Below are 20,409 nucleotides of genomic sequence, written 5' to 3'. Positions count from 1 at the left end.
CAATTTCATATTGATGACAGGCTTTGTATGTCATACGTTGCACTGAGAGTTCGTTTGCCCGGTTGTGTAGGCAGCGCTCTTTCAGCCAGGCCAGTAGAAACGTTGCGCTGACGATAAATACTGAAGCCCCAATACCATCGGGGCTGAACGTTCAGTCGGTGAGAATTTCTTCATCCGTATCCATTGTGGATGGTGATGAATCTATTTTTGTTGTAAGAAATACCCGATTCAGTAGTCTTTGCTTCAGGGCGTTTCTTCGTTCATTGTAGAATTCCGGGAAGCGACTGAACTCAATATTTTCATCTGAAACTAACAGCATTGATGGCGAATAGTTGTTTGATGGCTGAGATAGCCATTGTTTCAGGGAAGTATCCTGTTTACTTATATTCTGAGAATGGTTCAGTAAATGAAGATTAGGTATGGTGTCCCAGTGTTCCGGGTTTTCATAAAAGCTGAGGTTCTCTGGTGAGTTCGCAACATAATCTAATTTTTCAAGATATTTCTTTGAGAAGTGATTTCTTGGGTGAAGGTGATCAATATGAAACACCTCGGTTGGATTCATTTCAGGGAACAGAAGATGCAATAGTGCGCGGCAACGACCTTCGCCATATCTGATATTGAGAAGGCTTTCGATGTATTCGTCGTCAAATCTGAGGTCCTTATTCGAGCCTTTATATCTGTCAATAATCTTCTCAAGAGGGAAGTGAATATCTGATAGACTATTTTTCATTACATCTCTGATACTCGTGAGTAGCGCATCTGCCTGGCTTCCAAAGATCCCTTTCAGAAGTACCATGTAAAACCACTGGCTAATTACTGAGCGTTCATTGTGGTTTTTATTCAGGAGATTAATCGTTGTATATAATGGATGTCCACTGGTTTGCTTTTTGTAAAGCCAGTAGACCACAGGAATGACTGCATTTTTAGATATCAAAGACTGTGGATTGATGCCGAATCGCCTGATAAGAATAAAAGTCTCCTTGATGCAGGATTTTATTTCAGACCATTGTTGTTGTATCTTACCGACCTCCTCTGAAGTGAAGTTTTTTACTTTGAACCGGACGTCAGAGTCAATAAGCATCAGGCTGGTTTTTAAGAACCAGTCTCTTTCAATATAAAACCCCATTTCATTATTCTGATAAATGTTTTTTGTCAGTTCATCCAGTTCTCTTCTGAAATCACCCTGCCAGTGCGCTACCGCTATTGACATCAGTAAGTCGGAGAACTCAAGTTTTGTCCCCCCGCTGTTCGTGCGGATGAAAACATCCAGCACATGATCAATGTCCTGACTGCTCTCATTGAAGTAGTGGATAAGATTCTCAGTTCTTATCTTGGTATAAAGTTTAAGCAGAGTTTTTCTGGAAAATTCACTGGAAATGAGTCCTCTTTTTTCGAGTTCTGGTACGACAACGTTAAATAAAATATCATCCGGAGAATCATGTTGCTCGTATTTGAATATTTCGTGCAGGCAGAACCAGTGATGTTTGTTGTCTGTAAGTGAATCAGCGTATTGCTTGTCGGTGAGGAACCTGAAGTTATACTTCATCATGAGCTCATCGTCTGAATTAAGTGGCGCTGTTAAATCGACGTAAAGCTTTCTTGGCGGCAGGATGCGATCATCCTGTGCCGAAGGCCACCACACCCGGGGCTGTTTATACGCATACGTTCCACACAATCCAATATATAATGATGTGAGACGTTGCTGACCATCAATCACCGCCTTGAAATCATGAAATCCAGCATTTGTTGCTACGCAGGGGTTTTCTTCATTAAATCGCTGACAGTATTCTTTCAGGAATTCATAGAATTTGTAATCGTTTTTAATACTGGCACTACGGATATCCCACATCATGAAAGAGTTTATCGGGTAGTCTCGCATGATGGAATCAAACAGCAGACATATCTGACTGCTGCTCCAGACGAACTTCCTCTGAATTGCAGGCAGAAGATAGTGGCGTAAATTAATTGAATCTATCGCTTGTTTTATCGTTATTGCTTTTTCATACTGGCCAGCCATCATAAACCTCATATGTTATATTAGCTGGCCTATTTTAATTTATTGCGTGTCGGTAGTACAGTCTTTGCACAAACTAATTTATGCAATGGAAAAGCTGACGGCTCGGTTTGTGTTTTTCATTCGGGTAGACTCGCATTGCGGATGCACAAAGTGATGAAACCTGTCTTGCTATATTTTTACCGAAGTTAACAAGTAGGCCGTGCTTTATTTTTTCACCCTCTGCCCTGATGCTGATGACAAAGCTGAACTGATATACGATTACCTCAATGAGGTCATTGCCAAATGTTATGATGGCGGCGTTGTTTATTTCATATTCATAATCCCTCAGGTCAGTGTTAAGTCTTGCTGTTGCATCTACAAGTGCGTATTCTTTATCGATAATCATAACTTTCTCACTTATCATGTTAATGTGATTTAATCATCACTAATAATATGTTGTGATTTTAATTACGATTATTCGTCTGTTTACTCCCGTAATGCATTATCTGATGAATAATGTTCATGTAGGGTAAGGCTTCCATAAAGTCAGACTGTTCAATCAGCGAAATGAGTGTGTTATCGATCTCAAACGTTGTATCCGGTAATACCTCAACCAGCCTGATTCGGGACAGGGAAATAACGAACACGCCCGATGACGTACATCCGGCAAGAAACCACTCCGCATGGCTGCAAAGCAGACGGTAGGGATGAACGGTATGGCTGACGTTTTCGTCGGTTCTGATACGCACCTGGGTCTGGTTAAGTATGGCGAGCGTTAGTCTGCTGAAATCACCAAAGAGCGTGGGTTTCTGGCGCGGCTCCGGAAGCATAATCCTGTAGGGCGAGGGGCGTTCCCCGTCAAGCATCAGGCTCAGCAGTTTGGCGTCCATCGCGGGTAACAGACGGTCAAGATGCAGCAGTCTCGCCAGTATCTTCATATCCCGTTCCGTGCGGCGACGAAAGTAATGCGAAGCAAGCTGATACACGCCGTTGCTCTGTTCAATATCAAGGTACGTCAGACGGACGTTGAAATCCCGTCGCAGCGTTCGCGTCGTCACTCCAAATTCCTCTGCCAGCGTCCCGATATGCAGCTTTTCACCCTGAAACAAACGGCTCAGGATGATGGAAAGGCGGGTTGCCAGTCTGTCATGTTCGTTTTCTTGTGTTATCAGCGTCATACATCATTTCCGAATTTAGCCGGGAAATAATGCCAGCAGTAGCGGACAGGATTTGTCCGCCTTCTGAAGTTTTTTAAAGTCTGAATACCTTAAATGTAAGTGCTAAACGTCAGTATTCTCAGGTGAATAAAGATGCTTCTGGCGCATGTAGGCAATAAAAATGCAGGATGGTAGCGTCACCCGGTATGCGGGACCGGCTAAATCAATCAGCAGCCAGAGAGAACTGAGCACCCAGCCCACGGGACCGGCAAAAGCGCCCATGGTACGCGTCAGCATGGCATTTCCTGCAACGGTCAGCCCTCTGCCTAACAGGGCTTTCGCCACACCATTTGTGACAACAAGTGCCATCTGATAGGCCGCAAACCCGGATGTTTTTATCCCCGCCTGGATTGCCATGGTCAGCAGCTCCGGTGTGGGATTGCTGTAGCCTGTCTGCAATTCTTCCGCCACAGTCTTTAGCTGGTCGGGCGTCATCTTCTCAAGACTTTTCTCCAGAATCTTCATCAGCAGATTCATTTCAATGGTTTCAACACTGGATTTGCTGTTGTAGTTCACCGTCATTTTATCGCAGGCATCGGTAAGAATTTCCCGGTACAGCACCCCTTTACCCCAGCGGAGCAGCGTGGCAAAGCTGTTCGCCCCAAACGTCTGAACCTCGGCGGCAATGGCATCCCAGTAGCGCGGGTGGTTGGGCTTGTGTTTTTTATACTGAGGATCATAGGTCAGCGTTTCCGTGATGCGTGCCAGTCCGTCTTTCGGATCGTAGATAAGCACTGAAACCAGTAAATCCAGATCGTCACGATGACAGTGGCGCAGAAACTCAAGGTCGGGGTCGTGTCGGTAGGTAGCCATATTTCACCTCATTGCAGATATTGGACCTGACAGTTTAAGGAAGCCCCCGGACAGGGTTTGTCCGCCTGAAAAACAAAAAAGTAAAAAAAAACCTGCCCGAAAGCAGGTTTCTGTTCACCGGATGGAGGTATAACGCGTCGGGATTACTTTCCGCGCCATTCCTTTTCCACTTTATCCGCAAAGGCATCGCACTGCCGGGCATATTCCGGGTTATAGAGCAGCTCCGACTGCGAAAGCTGCATGGCGGTCATGCTGCCGTTACGGGCATTTGATTCGAGCCAGGTTCTGCCATAGGTTTTGTTCATCACCTGAAGTACCCGGTTGAATACCGGTCCGTTGAAGCGGGCATTGAGATTAACGCCTTTTACCTGAAGGCCGCTGTCACTGGTCTGGGTCAGGCGGGTGGAGTACATCGCGCAGAAGGTCGAGTTGGTTATCATCTGAGCGTCAGCCTGCTCGTCGGCGAACGCGCTGTGGCTGAAGGCGGAAAGCAGAATTGTGGCGGTTAACAGTTTTAAAATTTTCATCATGTTCCCTTATGGATTGAAAAGCGGAGACAGCCTGCCATACGGAGCGGTCAGGAGATGACCGGCAGATAAAAAAGTCAGGGTTTCAGCGAGGGAGCCAGTCGCCAGCGGTGAGGTCCAGCAGATTCCAGCACAAAGGCCAGTTGAGCGAGGTCCCGTCTTGCGGTCCGGGGAGATACGTCAAACTGCCGGATGATGTAGCGAACAGATATTGTCTGACCGTAAAACAGCGCCATGGTCAGCCGGATAAGCCGTTCTCCCTGTCCGGTGACACGTTGCCTGCAACGGCTGGCTTTCATCGTTGCCATACGCGCCATCGGTCCCCTTTCTGAAAAGAATCGAGGTGTCTGGCAAGCCAGATATCAGGGCACGAATCGCCGGTAACGCAGCGGGCAGTAAACCGGTGGCAGTTAAAGTCGAGCAGGCTATAAGGATAGCGCTGACCCACTGCCGCCTTTGCCCGTTCAGCGGCCCGCGCACAACCCTGAGGCGTCAAATCCATACAGTCGGTATACACCGAGATAGCGGAGTTCCAGCCATCGAGCCGGTCAAGAAACCCTTTAGCCTTACTTTTGATAACGGTTCCATCGCCATCAAGATGAACAATATCGCCGTTACCCACATAGATACCGCTGTGTGCGGCAAGGCCAAAAAGCAGTTCGCACTGCACGATACCACCGTAAGCCGGTTCATCGACGCAGGAGAGAATGCAGTTATCGATAAATGAATCCACGAAGTTCAGCAGCAGAAGCCGGTACATAACATTCAGTTCCTTACTACGGGGGAGAGGGGGGATGCGGGGGAAACGTTGTGAACACTCAGCTTTCCCACAACGTACGGACCGTGAAAACCCCCATATCGTGGTAAGCCATAAAGTTACTTTCCCATAGCGACCAGAACTCACGGGCGTCGACATGAGAGATATCGCCACAACGGGAAAGCCACGTGTATTGTTGCGTCCAGCTCACATCGACATCTTTTTCAAGCTCAGGCCATGGATGCCCTGCATAGTGAAAATCGGTGACGTAATCGAGCTGCCAGTCTTCTCCGGCAGAGGTGAGGCGTATTTCGACCGGATGCCAGCCGCCCGTTTCCGGTGAGTATTCAGGGTCACGAAAGTTAATGGTTAATCCGGTGATGGGGTGACGATGAGGCGGTTTTTGCGCGACGATATCCAGAAGCATTTGGGTGAATGACCGGGAGACAGGCAGCACATAGCTGCCCTGCAATATTGCGGGTGATGACATAGTGAATATCCTGATTTTGGATTAACGGAACACAGAAAAAGTGAGGATTAGTCCTGACTGAGCGCAGCAAGCTGCGTCATACGATGTTGCCAGTCGGCATAACAACGGTGCATAAAGAGTCTGCTGCTGTCCGCTTCGATAAGGCAGATATCCGGACTTCTGAGCACAGCGGCAAGAAACCCTGCGTTATTGGTGCTGCCCTGACCAAACAGTGGGCGAAATACACGGGACGGAAAGCTGTCTGGCTGCTGTTCCAGAATGGCGTGAATCGCATCAAGCGCTATCCATTCACGGGAGAACAGGCCCCCTTCGCCATTGGCGGTTAAACGCAGGGCAAGGCTTCCGGTTTCATCCTCCTTACCCAGCTCATACGTCAGCAGTCCCTTACTGTATGGACTGATTTTCTCGGCTTCACCCCTGTAGAACACGGTATAGCTTTCGGTGACGGCGGCTTCGGTAGCGACTTTTTTCTTACTCATGGTTCAGCGCCTCAATCAGGTTCTGGAGTTGAGTGATAACGGTCGTGTCCGGGAACACCAGATAGATACCCTGTCCGTTATCGCAGACGATACCGAGCAGGAGATACCAGCCATCATCAAGTGCGGTGACGTATTCCGGGTTAGCCAGTGCCACTGCCAGCAGCGGGTCTTCGGGGAGAGTGTCGTCGTGGTTGAGATGCCAGAGCAGGGTTCTTGTTTCGTTCCAGAAAGCAGTAAACAGGTCGATATCATCTACGGGGCCAAGAATTTCATTGCTGAGGGCCGCCAGTGCGGAGGCGGGCAAGTTGAGAAGGGGAAGACTGGTAGGGGTCGTGAGTTTAAACATGATTATCTCCATAATTAATTGATTTACATGGAAATAATATGTGCATAAAAAGAGGTTTTTTACGGTCATAGTCGTTGGTGTGGGTGAGCTTTGTGAATGTACAAAATCAAAGCACCCGCAGGCGTGAAATGTGATGAGTGTCACAATAATAAAAAATGAATAGAGTGTGGTTTTGATTATGGAAAGGTTGATTACCCTTAAGTTGGGCTGCATATTGTTAAAACCATTACTTTAATCTATTGATTTAAAAGGTATTAATTTTAAATGCCTTATTGGGTTGTTTTTTAGTCGAAAATCGGTGGGGTCTATTACCATTTTCTTATTTCAGGGCCTCAAAAGTTGACTTACTTTGGGCGATGCATCCGGAACACAATTTTTTTATAGGGTTTAACGCTATTTTCCCTTTTCCCTGAGCAGGAGTACTCCTGATGAATCATCATGGTCTTTCTGACTTGAGTATTAAATGTCAATGGGCATGTAAGAGCTGATTTTTCATGGGCTTGAAAGTGATGCCACGAATAAATAAGCTTATCCCATTGTTGGCCGACATATTAAATTACTCATTATCATCTGAATTTTCAGAGGACCATGTACATATTATGAATGTTAATTACCCTTTAAATAAAATAACGCAAGTGCTGGATGAAAAGAGCATCACAGCTGCTCATAAAAATTCCTTCAATGTAGATGTGGAAGCTCAGGGGTATTCCGACTCTGGAGTATCTGATGTTGTAGAATATCCAGGGGTTGCACCTAAAAATACTGGAGGTGTTTTTACTAAAGCCCTTTTTGATGAATATAAAATCCGTGCAGTACAAGCTGCACAAACAATCGAGACCAGCGATAAGAAGTTAACCGGACTTAAGGCAATATTCTATCCATCAGGTCGCATTAAATTTATTGTCCGCAAAAGTATTCGCGGAAAGAATATCTACGTTGCCGTAGGAGGCTACCCGGAAATTTCAATTAAAGATGCAAGGGAGCATGCCTTTAAAATAATTCAGGAGCTCAAGACCGCCGTTGAGGCTTACGGTGAGCGTTTTCTTACTCACAGTAAAATGACGTTTAATGAGCTTGTGGATGAGTATGAGAAAAGCGTACTCAGCACGGGCGTTAAGCGTTCAGCTAACACCGACCTTTCTAAGATCCGTAAATACCTGCGCCCTCTTCTCGGTGACAAAAAGCTGGCAGGTATGACGGAGGCAGATATTCTGAGCTATCTGCATAATCTCGATCTCAAGCCTGCCACCCGCAACCGCCATCTGGCGCTCATTAAAGCGGTGTTTACCTGGGCTATACGCATGGGATACATCAGCCGTTCTCCGGCGCTTTATATCAAAGCGCTGCCTGAAGTGACGTCAGATCGCCGCGCCATGGATGACTCCCAGCTTCAGCGCTGGATGGAAGTCTGTGAGTGCTGGCGTAATGGTAAACCCGATCATGAAGCCCTTACTCTTCTCATGTTCCTTGCCCTGACGGGGCTGCGTCTGGGGGAAACCCGTCACCTTCGTCTTGAAGATGTGGACTGGAGCCGCAAGGTTATCACCCTTCGCCATACCAAAAACGGCAAACTACGCCGTGTACCGGTATGTGATAAGGCTTTCGTTCTTCTGACAGAACAGCGTCAGCATCTGGGTGATGAAGGCTGGGTATTTCCGGGCAAGGGAACCGACAATCCGGTTGCTGAGCCACGTCGCCTGCAAAAACGACTTTGTGAGGCTGCGGGTATTCCACCGTTCACCATCCATGAGATGCGTCATACCTTTGCGACAAAGCTCATTGAGAGCGGGGCCGACATTCACACCATCAAAGATTTATTGGGTCACAGCACTATCAAAGTAACCGAAATATATGTGCACAGTTCGCCCGCGCGTTACCACGAAGTCGTTAACCGGGCGATGGGGTAACAACCTTCACTCAACGGTATGGTTTTTAACTATGGTTCTGATGCACCCGTTTTCTGACGGTGGCGTAATTTGATGGTAATACACATGAATAAAAAAGTGACAACTAATGTTCCTAAGGTTTCCGGGATTAAGCGTATTCGCGTTTTTGCTGACCGCGATAAAAATTTCACCAAAATGTCGGAGGCAATTATCAGGCGTGCTGAAAAGACTGAAGTCGGTGAAGATGATATCGCTTCACTCGGTATTAGTGATGGGCTGCCACGGCATTATGTGAATACGGCTGATGGCCTTTTCTACATCGGTGGACAGAAACCTGTGCTGGTTTGCGGTACGCCAGTTGTGCCTGTCGCCCTGTTTTGCGGGAAAGATAAGGAGTCCAGTCTTGGGATTCGCCTGATGACCGGTAACGGGCTGGGTAAGTATGTTAAGGCCCTGGTGCGCTTTGAGGATATTGTTCAGAGCGGTGCTCAGGTAGTAGGCAAACTGGCAGATCGTGGATTTTGTGTTGGCTCCTCTCCACAGCAGTTTGCCCTTTTTGACCGTTTTCTTCAGCGCTGCCGGAGTTTACCGCTGCCTGTCTATCTGATGGCAGATGCGATGGGATTCGTTTCGGAGGATATGGCCTTTTTACATGGTTATGAGCCCGTTGTGACCTCTCTGACCGGGTTTGATTATCTGCTGCCGGGATTCCGCGTGCGTCCCGGACTGCACAAAGGTGGGGCTCTGGAGGAGTGGATTAACCTCATCCGGGAAAATGTCCATGGCTGGGCGCAGACCTTTGCGCTGAGTGCGTCCTTTGCTTCGATGCTTCTGGTTCCTGCCGGTATGGATGTGGGCATGTTTCATTTTCACGGCGTATCCACCACCGGTAAAACGCTTCTCCTGATGCTGGCTGCATCGGTCCATGGTGATGGCAGCGAGCCGGGTAGTGGGGGGAATGTAAATATTATTCGCTGGAATACCACGCCTAACGCGATGGAGCGCCTTCTCGCTGACTATTCCGGTCTGGTCGCCTGCGTCGATGAACTGGGTGCGAGTAATCATAAGCAACTTTCCTCACTGCTTTACAACATTACGTCAGGTACGGCAAAAGAGCGCCTGAACCGTGGCCTGACGGCAGATGAGCCGTTTAAATGGCGCATGTTTATTCTCTCCACCGGTGAGATGTCAATCTCCGAAAAGCTGGCTGAACAGAAAGCCGTGTTACAGGGAGGGCAGGAGCACAGGGCCATCAGTATGGAACTGTTGCCTGAGGATGCTCAAAAACCGGATGAACCGGTATCAGAAACACGTGCCCGTGCAGATGCACTGAAGACGGGGCTGGCAGAGGCTTATGGTCATGCCGGGCCTGCATTTATCGGCAAACTGTTATCCGGGAAAAATACGGCTGGCGGTCTTCGCACCTACGCAGAGTTTTCATCCTGGCTCCAGGAACAGACAGATGATTGCTGTAACGCACTGGAAGAGGCCCTGAGGGATGAGGGGCGTGATATTACCCGCGTTCAGCGGCGCGGACTGAAAAGATTTGCGCTGGTATGGCTGGCAGGAGAGAAGGCGCTGAAATATGGCCTTTTACCTTTCGAAAGCGATGCGGTGGCTGAATCCGTTATGTCCGCTGCACGACGCTGGCTGGATGATAACCAGAATCAGTATAACCCGGTGCGTAACATGCTGGAGGAGCTTCAGCTGACGCTGGTGACAAAAAGCAGCAGGCACTTTATCACCCTGCGTGACGAACATGCCCGATGCCCGGGAGATATGTGGGGATTCGTCCATTACAAAACCGGCGACTTCCTGATTTATGAATCGGTGTTTGAAAAGCTCTGTTCTGAAAAGGGACTTAAGACCGTTGATGTGGCCAGACCGTTAGAGCGTTCCGGTTATCTGCTTGGCGAAAGTGCCGGACACTATAAAAAAAGAGCGCTGAAGACGATGGCGCAGTCTTACTACCAGGTCAAAAAAGCGTTTCTGAAATGCAATGTGATGACCGAATTTTAACCCTGAATAAAACCATTTTGACTGAATAACAACGAATAGAAGGTGATGTATGATTTTTGAATCAGACCAGTACTATGACGGTTTTCCTCACGCTATCAGCAGCGAAAATGAAGAAAAAACCTCATTCAATGATTACGCTCTGGTTAACACACTGGCGGAGTGCCTGTATCACGACATTTCTCGTGAAATCTTCGATGGCAGTGAGCCGGCGCTCCGGGCCGTCATTGCCAACGGTCAGATTAAATTCCTGGCTCGTTATACGCTTAGAGGGGCCTGCTATTATGAACCCCTCGGCAGGTTCCCTCGTATGTCTATTAAAGACGCGCGCGAGTGTGCTCGTGAACTCTATAACAGATATGATGATAACCGGGTGCCGGATGAAGAATATGGGGCCATCCCGTTCTGACTGATGGCTGAACAGTAAAAAAAAAGCAGGGGCACTTGCCTCTGCTTTTCTGTTATCACAAGGACGGTAGCTGAGCCGTTATCCTTTCCGCCAGTAACTGACTGGTGTTCTGTAAGCGCTGAGGATGAAGATGCGCATACCGTTGTGAAGACTGACTGCTGCGGTGCCCCAGTTGAGCCTGAACGTCATACAGTGTTCCGCCGTAGGACACGATGAGGGCGGCAACCGAATGGCGGCAGGTATGAATACACACTTCTTTGTCGAAAATTCCCGCCCGACGCACGATACGCTGAAAGGCTTTAACCGGGTTACTCAGCGGCATTCCTTGTTTTTTACCTATAAACAACCACGGATTTCCCCGCTGTGTTGGCAGTGTTCTGATTACGTCCATCGCCAGTGAATTAAGATGAACAATCCGTCCATAGCCATTCTTGGTTTCAGGAAGCCACAGGGTGCGTTTAACCGGGTCAACATGCTCCCACTTAGCCAGACGCAGCTCATCACGACGAAGGCCGGTCAGTAACAGCAGTTTGACATAGCGGGCAGCTACGGGGCTGGTATCGTTATCGGCGGAGAGAAAAATACGACGAATTTCGTCCTCGGTAAAATAACGCTGTCGGGCGTTGTTCTCCCTGAGAAGCTGTACCACCCTTGCCGGATGAACAGAGGTCATGCTTTGCCTTCCGGCCCATGTAAAGACGGCTTTAATGAGTACGATGACACGGTTACAGGTAGCCGCTGACAGGGAAGTACTTAACGTCTGCTGAAGGCGCAGAATGCTGGCTGGTGTGATATCGCTCAGCAGCCTCTGACCAATGGCTGGACGGATATGATCGCGGTAGCGCTGAACATCCTTTCCCCAACTGCGTTTAGCGGATTTTGCCCATGGCAGATAATGCTGATTAAAGAGTTCATCGAACGTCAGCTCCATTCTCTTGTTTTCACGCTCCTGCTTAGGGTCAGTGCCGGTGGCAAGGGAACGTTTGTGTTCTATGGCAATCTGACGAGCAAGATTGACGTCCACTTCAGGCCAGTGACCAATGGCGATGGCGCGTTTTCGTCCATGATAAAGGTAGCGTAGCAAAAACTTTTTACGACCTTCTCTTCTGCTGACCAGACACTTGAGGCCGGAAATCTCGGTGTCGCTGTATTCGGCATCGGTACTGCGTGCATCGGATGTGTTAGGGGGCAGGGATTTAATGAGCTGATTAGTAAAACGGAAGCGTTTCGGGCTGGACATATAACCTCCTGTGACTGGTTTAAAGAACGTCAGGGTTGACCCATCCCCGGCACGGCGCTGTTAATGGCTGAGTTGATTTTCTGGTGTGGCTAAGGGAATGCTGGTGCCACATGGGATGAATGAAGACGAGAAATACAGCAAAAACAGGCGTTACGGTCTGCTTCTGGTCTTAAGGGGAAGATTGCCGTTGGGGAAGAGTTCACAGAAATAATATGTGTTTCAGTCGGGTATAATTACATGTGATAAGGGCAAAGAGCGTGCTTTGCTAAAATTTGACATGTTGAAGTCCACTCTTTTTAACGATGTCGTTATGGACGAGATGGCGAGTCTTGCTTAGATAATTAATCAAAATACTGTGACTTTGGACCCACGTTTACCACATTTCGAGCACTTGAGCCGAGTTTTAAGGTCTTCTAGAGTTACTCCCATTGCAACATACTGCTTAAGGTCGTTCAAAGTAAGGATTGTGGGGAGACGACAAAAAAATCCAGAGGCGCAACATACCAGCATCTCCGAGGCGTTTTTTAACCAGTCCTCAAGATTATCGTGCGATCTCGTTAGTCGTTCGATATCCGCTCTCCACTGCTGGATTTCATTACCGTTCCAGTCGATATTTAGCTCGATTTGTTTGGCAACGAACCGGTGTTTACCTCTGTTAACTGTGGGTTCATAGTCCTTACGTTGATCTTTGATGAGATCAGCCTCATAGAGGAAATCATCGTTTTTGTTGTCGGTATAATTAAAAATTACCTTAATTAAATCAATATCAACGTTTTGTTTTTTGATGAATAAACCCTGTGTTCCGCTTCCGTTCAAGTCCCGGCTAAAGTTAATGTTGAGATGGCGGCGGAGTGAGAAGAAATAGCTGTGACCGTGCATAGTCAATGCAATTCTGGCTATGTCATTGCAGTTGTAGGGTGTGTGTGTATCCATGATGTTACCTTTAATTCATATTCGGTCGAGAGCGCCAGGAAACTAACCTAATATACCTTTTTTCTACACCAGTATTTGGATCAATTTTCATCCCTTTGGCCTGCTTCTTGTTGATTAGCTCTCAGCGATGTTTGAAATAGGCCATCAGTGGTCAGAATCATTTTTTACTTCCACTTTTTGCTCAGATTTGACCCTAAGGTCTAAGTTCCAATACGTTTCGCTCAATTACTATCACCCCTGATAAATTATTCTATGATGACGTGGAGGGCGGGGGATTCAGGCAATGTTAAGAAATGAAAGGTTTAAATGCGAATATTACAGGTGGAGGAGGTGGTGGATACCCCCGACTGACAAGGGGAGTTGATGGCGCTGAGTTCACCCCCTTGCCTGAAGAGGAGTCTCCCCGGTCTTCCCCCGGGGGTGATGGCAGGTAATCTGTTGTTAAATAAAGTAAATTATGAAATCCCCCATTTCCCCCGTATTCTCTGCTTCATTATGAATAATCTTAGAGAAAGGAACCGTAAAGGACCGTAGAAAGACCGTAGCAGTGGGGTAAGGAAGAGGCACATCAGAGGGTGTTGAGGTGTCTAAAAGTAACGAACATCTGCGAAAATGGCGAGAAATCCAGCAAACAAATAACGTGTTGCAACGACCAGAAATCTACCGTAGCCAGAAAAGGAAAAAGCCCCGCTTTTCAGCGAGGCCTTATGAATATTGGTGCCCGGACTCGGAATCGAACCAAGGACACGGGGATTTTCAATCCCCTGCTCTACCGACTGAGCTATCCGGGCAACGGAGCGCATTAAACCGCAATCGCGCCTTATCGTCAACATTATTTCGGGAAAAGCTGTTCAATTGCTTAACTTTGCGGCAATCTGATGGTTTACGCGTCGAATACGTCAAATTTAACAGGTTCGCTTACGTTAACGCCCCGCCCATACGGCACTGAGCAAAGCGCAGAATATCTTCTGCCAGCCGGTGCGCCGTATCCACATCGGCCTGGCTACGGTTCACCAGCATGCGGCTCAGGCAGCCCTCCAGCACCAGCTCCATCTGTTTCGCCACCATTGCCGGGTCATCCACTTCAAGACGGGTAAGCAGCTCGTGAGTGAAGTCATGCGCAGCCCGTTTTTGCTGCTCCGCCAACTGATGGACAGGATGGTCGGGATCGGGATAGAACGTACAGGCCGCAATAAACAGGCAGCCCGGATAGCGGTTGTTGCTGACACATTCCGTCAGGGCGGTATAGCGCGCCAGCAGCTTTTGTTCCGCAGTCAGTTCTTCATTCAGCATCAGTTGCCTGCGCCAGATATCAACCTGCTGGCTGAGATAGCGCAGAGCATCATAAACGAGCGCCTCTTTATCCGGCCAGAAGCGCTTAAGATCATCCAGGGGGTAATCGATACGGTCGGCTACCATCTCAAGCGTGGTGCTGGCGATCCCATAAATCTCAAGTAATTGCAGGGCTTGTCCCAGTACGTCTTCACGTTGCACGGTTATCTCCTCCGCTATTCCCAACGGTATGTTCCGTTTAAAGTGTTGTTTACGGTTGGCGATTGCGCAAATGCGCGCTAAATGCCGCTGCATCCATAAACCCGGTTACACGCTGTTCTGGCTGCTCCTGACCCTGTTGATTGAAGAACAGAATGGTTGGCAGCCCGAGCACGTTAAGCTGTTTTAGCAGAGCCTTATCCTGCGCATTATTGGCGGTTACGTTCGCCTGGAGCAGAACCGTCTCTTTCAGGGCATTTTGCACCTGTGGATCGCTAAAGGTGTATTTTTCAAACTCTTTGCAGGCGACGCACCAGTCGGCATAGAGATCGAGCATCACCGGTTTGCCCTTCGCCTGCGCAAGCGCGCTGTTGAGCTCATCGACGTTCTTAATCTGCATAAAGTTCAAATGCGCCTGCGTCTGGCCGACCGGCGAGCCGAACGCCCAATCCTGCAGAGGACGCACGCTCACCAGCGCGGCGGCGAGCAGGAGAATTTGCACCAGGCGCATCCACGCTTTTTTGGCCCCCAGACTGACGATAAATGCCCAGGAGAAGAACGCTACGCCGAGCATCGCCCACAGGCGAGTGCCCCATACGTCACCCGTAATGCGTTCCAGCAGAAACACCGGCAGCGCCAGAATCACAAAACCAAATGCGGTTTTCACCGTCTCCATCCACGGGCCGCTCTTCGGCAGCAGGCGGTTGCCAAAAACCGTGACCAGAATGAGCGGCAGGCCCATGCCCAGCGCGTAAAGGTATAACGTACCGCCGCCGAGCCACAGATTGCCGCTCTGGGCAATATAGAGCAGGATGGCGCTCAGCGGGGCAGTGGTGCAAGGGGAGCAAATCAGTCCGGCGATGGCCCCCATCATAAACACGCCGCCTGCCGAACCACCCTGCTGACGATTGCTCATCAGCGTTAAGCGGGTTTGCAGAGCTGACGGTAACTGCAGCGTGAACAGGCCAAACATCGACAGTGCCAGCAGGATAAATATCGCCGACAGGCCAATCAGCACGTACGGGTGCTGAAGCGCGGCCTGGAACTGCAACCCGGCAGCGGCGACCACAAGGCCGAGCGCCGTGTAGGTCAGCGCCATACCCTGCACGTAAATAAAGGCCAGCAGCAGCGCGCGTGCGGTGGAAAGGCGCTGTTTGCCGCCCAGTACGATGCCAGAGATGAGCGGATACATCGGCAGCACGCAGGGGGTAAAGGCAATGCCAATGCCAATCAGTAAGGCCCACAGCGCGGAGAACGGAAGGTCAGCGGTATCCTCATGCTTCTCGCCTGAAGGAAGAGGTGAAATCGTGGGCGACGCTTTCACCTCACTAAGCGGAACCACCTTTGTTTCCGGCGGATAGCAGAATCCGGCATCCGCGCACCCCTGATAGGTCACCGTCAGGGTCGCGCCTTTATCCGCCTGGTTCACCGTAACGGGCACGCTCAGGCGCTGGCGATAGATTTCGCTTTTGCCGTAAAACTCATCTTCATGCCACTCGCCAGCGGGCATCTGTAATGCGCCCACGCTGGCCTGAGCAGGCGTAATGCTCACCTGCTTGCGATAGAGGTAATAGCCCTCTTTCACCTGCCAGTTGAGCGTAAGGTCGTGCTGGTTTTGCTGGAAATCGAAAACAAACGCCCGATCGGCAGGAATGAAGTTCGAACGGCCGGGCGCGTCAAACAGCCCGGCAAAAACTGATGTGCTGCAAAGCAGCAGGATCAGCGTAAGGAAGCGTTGAGCCATGAGAGATAGTCGTTATCGCCATGAACCACTGGCAAGACCAGCAGTTCCGGGGTTTGGTAAGGATGATGAGATTTGAGGCAGTCCAGGAGTGCCTGCTGATTCGCCAGATTGGTTTTAAGCAACATCTGGACTTCGTACTCTTGCTCCAGCTTACCTTCCCAATAGTAAAGAGAGGTAGCGCCGGGGAGGAGCGTGACGCAGGCTGCCCGTTTTTCGGCCAGCACTTTGGCGGCGAGATCCTGGGCAGAAGCTTCATCAGGGGCGGTGCACAGTACGACAACGGCATCAGGCGTGTTCACAAGTCGACCTCCTCATCACGAAAGTCTTCACTATATCACGCAAGACGACTGGTCATTAATGAAACGGGCCGCTGAGCGGCCCGATTTTAACTATTTTTACAACGGCTAACCGTTTACAGCACAATGCCGCCGATGATAAAGCCGAGGACCACGCAAAGCGTAATCGCCACCACGCCCGGGATGAGGAATGCGTGGTTAAACACGTACTTACCGATACGGGTTGAGCCGGTGTCATCCATCTCCACCGCCGCCAGCAGGGTTGGGTAGGTTGGCAATACGAACAGGGCTGAAACCGCCGCAAAAGAGGCAATCGCCGTCAGCGGCGTCACACCCAGCATCAGCGCCGCAGGCATCAGCGCTTTGGTGGTCGCCGCCTGGGAGTAAAGCAGGGTCGCCGCGAAGAACAGCACGACAGCCAGCAGCCACGGGTAGTTGTGCAGCAGGTCACCAGCGACGGTCTGGATATCACTGATGTGCGCTTTCACGAAGGTATCACCAAGCCACGCCACACCCAGTACGCACACGCAGGCGCTCATACCGGATTTGAAGGTGCTGGCGTTCAGCACTTCGCTGGTATCAATTTTACAGGTGATGCTAATCAGCGTCGCGATGGTCAGCATGAACACCACAATCGCTTCGTTACGCGGCAGGACCGGGTTCTGGATCAGCCCCACGGTATCGCTGATGGCGGTCGCATAGAACATGACGGCAACAATACCAATCAGAAACAGCAGCACGGAGCGTTTCGCATGTGGCTTCAGTTCGAAGACCTGGCTGCCGCGCAGGCTCACTTCACCTTTTGCCAGACGCTCCTGATAAACCGGATCGTCTTTCAGTTCAGCACCGAGGAAGTTACACAGCACGGCGGTAATCATCACCGCAATCAGCGTCACCGGGATGCAGATCGCCAGCAGCGTCAGGTAGCTCACGCCCATCGGCTCCAGGATACCGGCGAAGAAGACCACCGCCGCGGAAATCGGCGAGGCGGTAATCGCGATCTGGGACGCGACGACGGCAATAGAGAGCGGACGCGACGGACGGATGCCCTGTTCTTTCGCCACTTCGGTGATCACCGGCAGCGTGGAGAAAGCGGTGTGGCCAGTACCGGCGAGAATGGTCATAAACCAGGTCACCAGCGGAGCAAGGAAGGTTATGTATTTCGGGTGGCGGCGTAGCATGCGCTCCGCCAGGCTCACCAGGTAGTCCATACCGCCTGCCACCTGCATGGCGGCAATAGCGGCAATGACTGCCATGATGATTTCGATAACGTCGAACGGGATTGCGCCGGGTTTAATCTGAAAGATAAGGGTAAGAACGAGCACTCCAAGACCGCCGGCAAAACCGATGCCGATACCCCCGAGTCGTGCTCCCAAATAAATCGCCAACAAGACGATGACGAGTTCTGCTCCAAACATAAGGACCTGCCTTGCTTATTAACAAGTTGATATTGAATTGTTGTATTTTGGTAACGCCTAAAAAGAAAAAAGGCACGTCACAAGTGACGTGCCTTAAGAAGCCTAGCCTGAACGGTTACTGTTCGCTTTCATCGGTATATCGTTTCGCTTTATAGGCCGGGTGCATCAGGTTCTGGGCTGAGAAAATATCGTCCAGCTCGGCTTCGGTCAACAGCCCGCGCTCCAGCACCACTTCACGCACGCTCTTACCGGTTTCGGCGCAAATCTTACCGACGATGTCGCCGTTATGGTGACCGATGAACGGGTTGAGGTAGGTGACGATCCCGATGGAGTTATAGACATAACCCTCGCAGACTTCTTTATTCGCTGTGATGCCGTTGATGCATTTTTCCAGCAGGTTGTAGCAGGCGTTGGTCAGAATGTGGATAGATTCAAACATCGCCTGGCCAATGACTGGCTCCATCACGTTCAGCTGCAGCTGACCCGCTTCAGAGGCCATGGTCACGGTCGTATCGTTACCGATGACTTTGAAGCAAACCTGATTCACTACTTCTGGCACGACCGGGTTCACCTTGGCTGGCATGATGGACGAACCTGCCTGCAGTTCTGGCAGGTTGATTTCGTTCAGGCCAGCGCGCGGGCCGGAAGAGAGCAGGCGCAGGTCGTTACAAATTTTGGACAGTTTCACCGCCAGACGTTTCAGCGCGCTGTGTACCATGACGTAGGCGCCGCAGTCGGAGGTCGCTTCAATCAGGTCTTCTGCAGGCACAACCGGCAGGTTGGACACTTCAGCCAGCTTCTGTACCGCCAGCTGCTGATAGCCATCCGGGGTGTTCAGACGCGTACCGATGGCGGTAGCGCCCAGGTTCACTTCCAGCAGCAGCTCGGAGGTGCGCAGCAGATTTTTAGTCTCTTCGTTCAGCAGGACGTTAAACGCGTGGAATTCCTGGCCGAGGGTCATCGGCACCGCATCCTGCAGCTGGGTACGACCCATTTTCAGAATGTCCTGGAACTCAACCGCTTTACGCTGGAAGCCATCACCCAGCTGGTTGATCGCATCCACCAGTTTCACCACGGAGGCATACACCGCGATACGGAAGCCGGTAGGGTAGGCGTCGTTGGTGGACTGGCATTTGTTGACGTGGTCGTTCGGGTTCAGGTACTGGTACTCACCTTTCTGGTGACCCATCAGCTCCAGGCCAATGTTTGCCAGTACTTCGTTGGTATTCATGTTGACGGAGGTGCCCGCGCCGCCCTGATAGACGTCAACCGGGAACTGATCCATGCATTTGCCGTTGTTCAGCACTTCATCGCAGGCTGCGATAATCGCATTTGCCGCGCTTTTAGGAATGGTTTGCAGCTCTTTGTTGGCCAGGGCTGCGGCTTTCTTCACCATCACCATGCCACGAACAAACTCAGGGATGTCGCTGATTTTGCTGTTGCTGATGTAGAAGTTTTCAATCGCTCTCAGAGTGTGGACACCGTAGTAGGCATCCGCTGGAACTTCCCTGGTACCCAACAAGTCTTCTTCGATACGAATGTTGTTTAACATGTGAACCTTCTTTTCAAGCTGCCGATGGATTGTACTAAACACACAGTATTTATGTGGTTTTGAATATTTTCTGACCGACGATTATTCCCTCAATCAGCCAGATGCTCGAGATCATATGCTGATGATAGCGAATTGCCGTAAGCTGGATCACTTATTATCGAGCCGATTCCATGATAATTATTAATCTGTGAAATGGGTCACCGCTTTAATATTTCCAAAAAAAATATCCGTGCAAACTGATTGAATTTTCGCTAACCGTCACCATCTCATACAAACGCGCGTCGCGAACACATTCAGACAGGGGCCGATGGCCTCTGCCACACAGGAGATGCCAGTGCGCTGGATACCGTTTATTGCTTTCTTTCTCTATGTTTACATTGAGATTTCCATTTTCATCCAGGTTGCCCATGTGCTGGGCGTCCTGCTGACGCTGATTCTGGTGATTTTCACCTCCGTCATCGGCATGTCGCTGGTGCGTAATCAGGGTTTCAAAAATTTCCTGATAATGCAGCAAAAGATGGCCGCAGGCGAAAGCCCGGCGGAAGAGATGATCAAAAGCGTGTCGTTGATTATTGCGGGGCTGCTGCTGATTCTGCCCGGGTTCTTTACCGACTTCCTCGGCCTTCTGCTGCTTCTGCCGCCGGTGCAAAAGCACCTGACCATGAAGCTGCTGCCGCATCTGCGCTTTAGCCGTATGCCGGGCGGTGGGTTCAGCACCGGGCCAGGCGACACGTTTGAAGGGGAATATCAGCGTAAGGATGAACAGCACGACCGTCTGGATCACAAAGACGATCGGTGA

Annotated in this window: 21 protein-coding genes and 1 tRNA gene; 4 read left to right on the top strand and 18 right to left on the bottom strand. The window is 50.0% G+C overall.

From position 1 onward, the window contains the following. Window positions 1–151: 151 nt before the first annotated feature. From FHC52_RS12875 to FHC52_RS12830, 10 genes are all read right to left on the bottom strand, one after another. A complete protein-coding gene (locus FHC52_RS12875) occupies window positions 152–2,020 on the bottom strand; it encodes a DUF262 domain-containing protein (RefSeq protein WP_234423093.1) in 1,869 nt (622 codons plus the stop codon). Window positions 2,021–2,090: 70 nt separating this feature from the next. Then, entirely contained in the window at window positions 2,091–2,402 is a 312-nt protein-coding gene (locus tag FHC52_RS12870) for a hypothetical protein (protein WP_023337782.1), read from the bottom strand. Between the two features lie 58 nt (window positions 2,403–2,460). Next, window positions 2,461–3,174, bottom strand: a complete 714-nt coding sequence (locus FHC52_RS12865) for a YafY family protein (RefSeq protein WP_103786974.1) — start codon at window positions 3,172–3,174, stop codon at window positions 2,461–2,463. Between the two features lie 102 nt (window positions 3,175–3,276). After that, window positions 3,277–4,026: a DUF3944 domain-containing protein gene (locus FHC52_RS12860; protein WP_220420104.1), complete on the bottom strand. Its 750-nt coding sequence runs from the start codon at window positions 4,024–4,026 to the stop codon at window positions 3,277–3,279. 143 nt (window positions 4,027–4,169) lie between these two features. Beyond that, window positions 4,170–4,553 (bottom strand): hypothetical protein, encoded by a 384-nt coding sequence (locus FHC52_RS12855; RefSeq protein ID WP_017382952.1) that lies wholly within the window; start codon window positions 4,551–4,553, stop codon window positions 4,170–4,172. A 77-nt stretch (window positions 4,554–4,630) separates the two neighbouring features. Next, window positions 4,631–4,789 carry a DeoR family transcriptional regulator gene (locus tag FHC52_RS23025; protein WP_227666965.1) on the bottom strand — a complete coding sequence of 53 codons (159 nt, stop codon included), beginning with the start codon at window positions 4,787–4,789 and terminating at the stop codon, window positions 4,631–4,633. Between the two features lie 59 nt (window positions 4,790–4,848). Next, window positions 4,849–5,313, bottom strand: coding sequence for a lecithin retinol acyltransferase family protein (locus tag FHC52_RS12845; protein WP_023337779.1), 465 nt, complete (start codon window positions 5,311–5,313; stop codon window positions 4,849–4,851). Window positions 5,314–5,371: 58 nt separating this feature from the next. Continuing rightward, a complete protein-coding gene (locus tag FHC52_RS12840; RefSeq protein ID WP_195207119.1) occupies window positions 5,372–5,800 on the bottom strand; it encodes a DUF2787 family protein in 429 nt (142 codons plus the stop codon). A 47-nt stretch (window positions 5,801–5,847) separates the two neighbouring features. Next, window positions 5,848–6,279 carry a hypothetical protein gene (locus FHC52_RS12835; RefSeq protein ID WP_023337777.1) on the bottom strand — a complete coding sequence of 144 codons (432 nt, stop codon included), beginning with the start codon at window positions 6,277–6,279 and terminating at the stop codon, window positions 5,848–5,850. Further along, window positions 6,272–6,625 carry a hypothetical protein gene (locus FHC52_RS12830; RefSeq protein WP_023337776.1) on the bottom strand — a complete coding sequence of 118 codons (354 nt, stop codon included), beginning with the start codon at window positions 6,623–6,625 and terminating at the stop codon, window positions 6,272–6,274. Before FHC52_RS12830 ends, FHC52_RS12835 begins: the two co-directional genes overlap by 8 nt. 494 nt (window positions 6,626–7,119) lie before the next feature. Between FHC52_RS12830 and FHC52_RS12825 the strand changes: the two genes are divergently transcribed. The 3 genes from FHC52_RS12825 to FHC52_RS12815 all read left to right on the top strand — a co-directional run bounded on the left by FHC52_RS12825 (window position 7,120) and on the right by FHC52_RS12815 (window position 10,936). Then, window positions 7,120–8,532, top strand: coding sequence for a site-specific integrase (locus FHC52_RS12825; protein WP_259280425.1), 1,413 nt, complete (start codon window positions 7,120–7,122; stop codon window positions 8,530–8,532). Between the two features lie 84 nt (window positions 8,533–8,616). Next, window positions 8,617–10,530, top strand: coding sequence for a DUF927 domain-containing protein (locus tag FHC52_RS12820; protein ID WP_063844756.1), 1,914 nt, complete (start codon window positions 8,617–8,619; stop codon window positions 10,528–10,530). 49 nt (window positions 10,531–10,579) lie between these two features. After that, entirely contained in the window at window positions 10,580–10,936 is a 357-nt protein-coding gene (locus FHC52_RS12815; RefSeq protein WP_032165636.1) for an Arm DNA-binding domain-containing protein, read from the top strand. A 55-nt stretch (window positions 10,937–10,991) separates the two neighbouring features. Here FHC52_RS12815 and FHC52_RS12810 read toward each other — a convergent pair whose 3' ends face one another. The 8 genes from FHC52_RS12810 to aspA form a co-directional block, all read right to left on the bottom strand. Beyond that, window positions 10,992–12,176: a site-specific integrase gene (locus FHC52_RS12810; RefSeq protein WP_045332297.1), complete on the bottom strand. Its 1,185-nt coding sequence runs from the start codon at window positions 12,174–12,176 to the stop codon at window positions 10,992–10,994. A 345-nt stretch (window positions 12,177–12,521) separates the two neighbouring features. Then, on the bottom strand, window positions 12,522–13,109 hold the full coding sequence (locus FHC52_RS12805) for a hypothetical protein (RefSeq protein ID WP_123923329.1): 588 nt from the start codon (window positions 13,107–13,109) through the stop codon (window positions 12,522–12,524). 715 nt (window positions 13,110–13,824) lie between these two features. Continuing rightward, a tRNA-Phe gene (locus FHC52_RS12800) sits at window positions 13,825–13,900 on the bottom strand. Window positions 13,901–14,027: 127 nt separating this feature from the next. Then, entirely contained in the window at window positions 14,028–14,603 is a 576-nt protein-coding gene (locus tag FHC52_RS12795; protein ID WP_008502952.1) for a transcriptional regulator, read from the bottom strand. Window positions 14,604–14,652: 49 nt separating this feature from the next. Next, entirely contained in the window at window positions 14,653–16,344 is a 1,692-nt protein-coding gene (locus FHC52_RS12790) for a protein-disulfide reductase DsbD (RefSeq protein WP_023293470.1), read from the bottom strand. After that, complete coding sequence (gene cutA / locus FHC52_RS12785; RefSeq protein WP_008502950.1) at window positions 16,320–16,643, bottom strand: divalent cation tolerance protein CutA; 324 nt, start codon at window positions 16,641–16,643, stop codon at window positions 16,320–16,322. Before cutA ends, FHC52_RS12790 begins: the two co-directional genes overlap by 25 nt. Before the next feature lie 113 nt (window positions 16,644–16,756). Further along, on the bottom strand, window positions 16,757–18,058 hold the full coding sequence (locus tag FHC52_RS12780; protein WP_008502949.1) for an anaerobic C4-dicarboxylate transporter: 1,302 nt from the start codon (window positions 18,056–18,058) through the stop codon (window positions 16,757–16,759). 115 nt (window positions 18,059–18,173) lie between these two features. After that, window positions 18,174–19,610, bottom strand: coding sequence for an aspartate ammonia-lyase (aspA, locus tag FHC52_RS12775; protein ID WP_003855923.1), 1,437 nt, complete (start codon window positions 19,608–19,610; stop codon window positions 18,174–18,176). Between the two features lie 334 nt (window positions 19,611–19,944). Between aspA and FHC52_RS12770 the strand changes: the two genes are divergently transcribed. Then, window positions 19,945–20,409: an FxsA family protein gene (locus FHC52_RS12770; protein WP_023616652.1), complete on the top strand. Its 465-nt coding sequence runs from the start codon at window positions 19,945–19,947 to the stop codon at window positions 20,407–20,409.

Source organism: Enterobacter sp. EC_64, from assembly GCF_019584165.1.
Lineage (GTDB): Bacteria > Pseudomonadota > Gammaproteobacteria > Enterobacterales > Enterobacteriaceae > Enterobacter > Enterobacter roggenkampii.
This window is presented reverse-complemented; position numbering and strand designations above follow the sequence as displayed.

Bases quoted from the DNA above. Each gene is read 5' to 3' on its own strand.
- FHC52_RS12875 (WP_234423093.1), bottom strand. From the start codon at position 2,020: ATGATGGCTGGCCAGTATGAAAAAGCAATAACGATAAAACAAGCGATA.
- FHC52_RS12870 (WP_023337782.1), bottom strand. From the start codon at position 2,402: ATGATTATCGATAAAGAATACGCACTTGTAGATGCAACAGCAAGACTT.
- FHC52_RS12865 (WP_103786974.1), bottom strand. From the start codon at position 3,174: ATGACGCTGATAACACAAGAAAACGAACATGACAGACTGGCAACCCGC.
- FHC52_RS12860 (WP_220420104.1), bottom strand. From the start codon at position 4,026: ATGGCTACCTACCGACACGACCCCGACCTTGAGTTTCTGCGCCACTGT.
- FHC52_RS12855 (WP_017382952.1), bottom strand. From the start codon at position 4,553: ATGAAAATTTTAAAACTGTTAACCGCCACAATTCTGCTTTCCGCCTTC.
- FHC52_RS23025 (WP_227666965.1), bottom strand. From the start codon at position 4,789: ATGGCGCTGTTTTACGGTCAGACAATATCTGTTCGCTACATCATCCGG.
- FHC52_RS12845 (WP_023337779.1), bottom strand. From the start codon at position 5,313: ATGTACCGGCTTCTGCTGCTGAACTTCGTGGATTCATTTATCGATAAC.
- FHC52_RS12840 (WP_195207119.1), bottom strand. From the start codon at position 5,800: ATGTCATCACCCGCAATATTGCAGGGCAGCTATGTGCTGCCTGTCTCC.
- FHC52_RS12835 (WP_023337777.1), bottom strand. From the start codon at position 6,279: ATGAGTAAGAAAAAAGTCGCTACCGAAGCCGCCGTCACCGAAAGCTAT.
- FHC52_RS12830 (WP_023337776.1), bottom strand. From the start codon at position 6,625: ATGTTTAAACTCACGACCCCTACCAGTCTTCCCCTTCTCAACTTGCCC.
- FHC52_RS12825 (WP_259280425.1), top strand. From the start codon at position 7,120: ATGGGCTTGAAAGTGATGCCACGAATAAATAAGCTTATCCCATTGTTG.
- FHC52_RS12820 (WP_063844756.1), top strand. From the start codon at position 8,617: ATGAATAAAAAAGTGACAACTAATGTTCCTAAGGTTTCCGGGATTAAG.
- FHC52_RS12815 (WP_032165636.1), top strand. From the start codon at position 10,580: ATGATTTTTGAATCAGACCAGTACTATGACGGTTTTCCTCACGCTATC.
- FHC52_RS12810 (WP_045332297.1), bottom strand. From the start codon at position 12,176: ATGTCCAGCCCGAAACGCTTCCGTTTTACTAATCAGCTCATTAAATCC.
- FHC52_RS12805 (WP_123923329.1), bottom strand. From the start codon at position 13,109: ATGGATACACACACACCCTACAACTGCAATGACATAGCCAGAATTGCA.
- FHC52_RS12790 (WP_023293470.1), bottom strand. From the start codon at position 16,344: ATGGCTCAACGCTTCCTTACGCTGATCCTGCTGCTTTGCAGCACATCA.
- FHC52_RS12780 (WP_008502949.1), bottom strand. From the start codon at position 18,058: ATGTTTGGAGCAGAACTCGTCATCGTCTTGTTGGCGATTTATTTGGGA.
- aspA (WP_003855923.1), bottom strand. From the start codon at position 19,610: ATGTTAAACAACATTCGTATCGAAGAAGACTTGTTGGGTACCAGGGAA.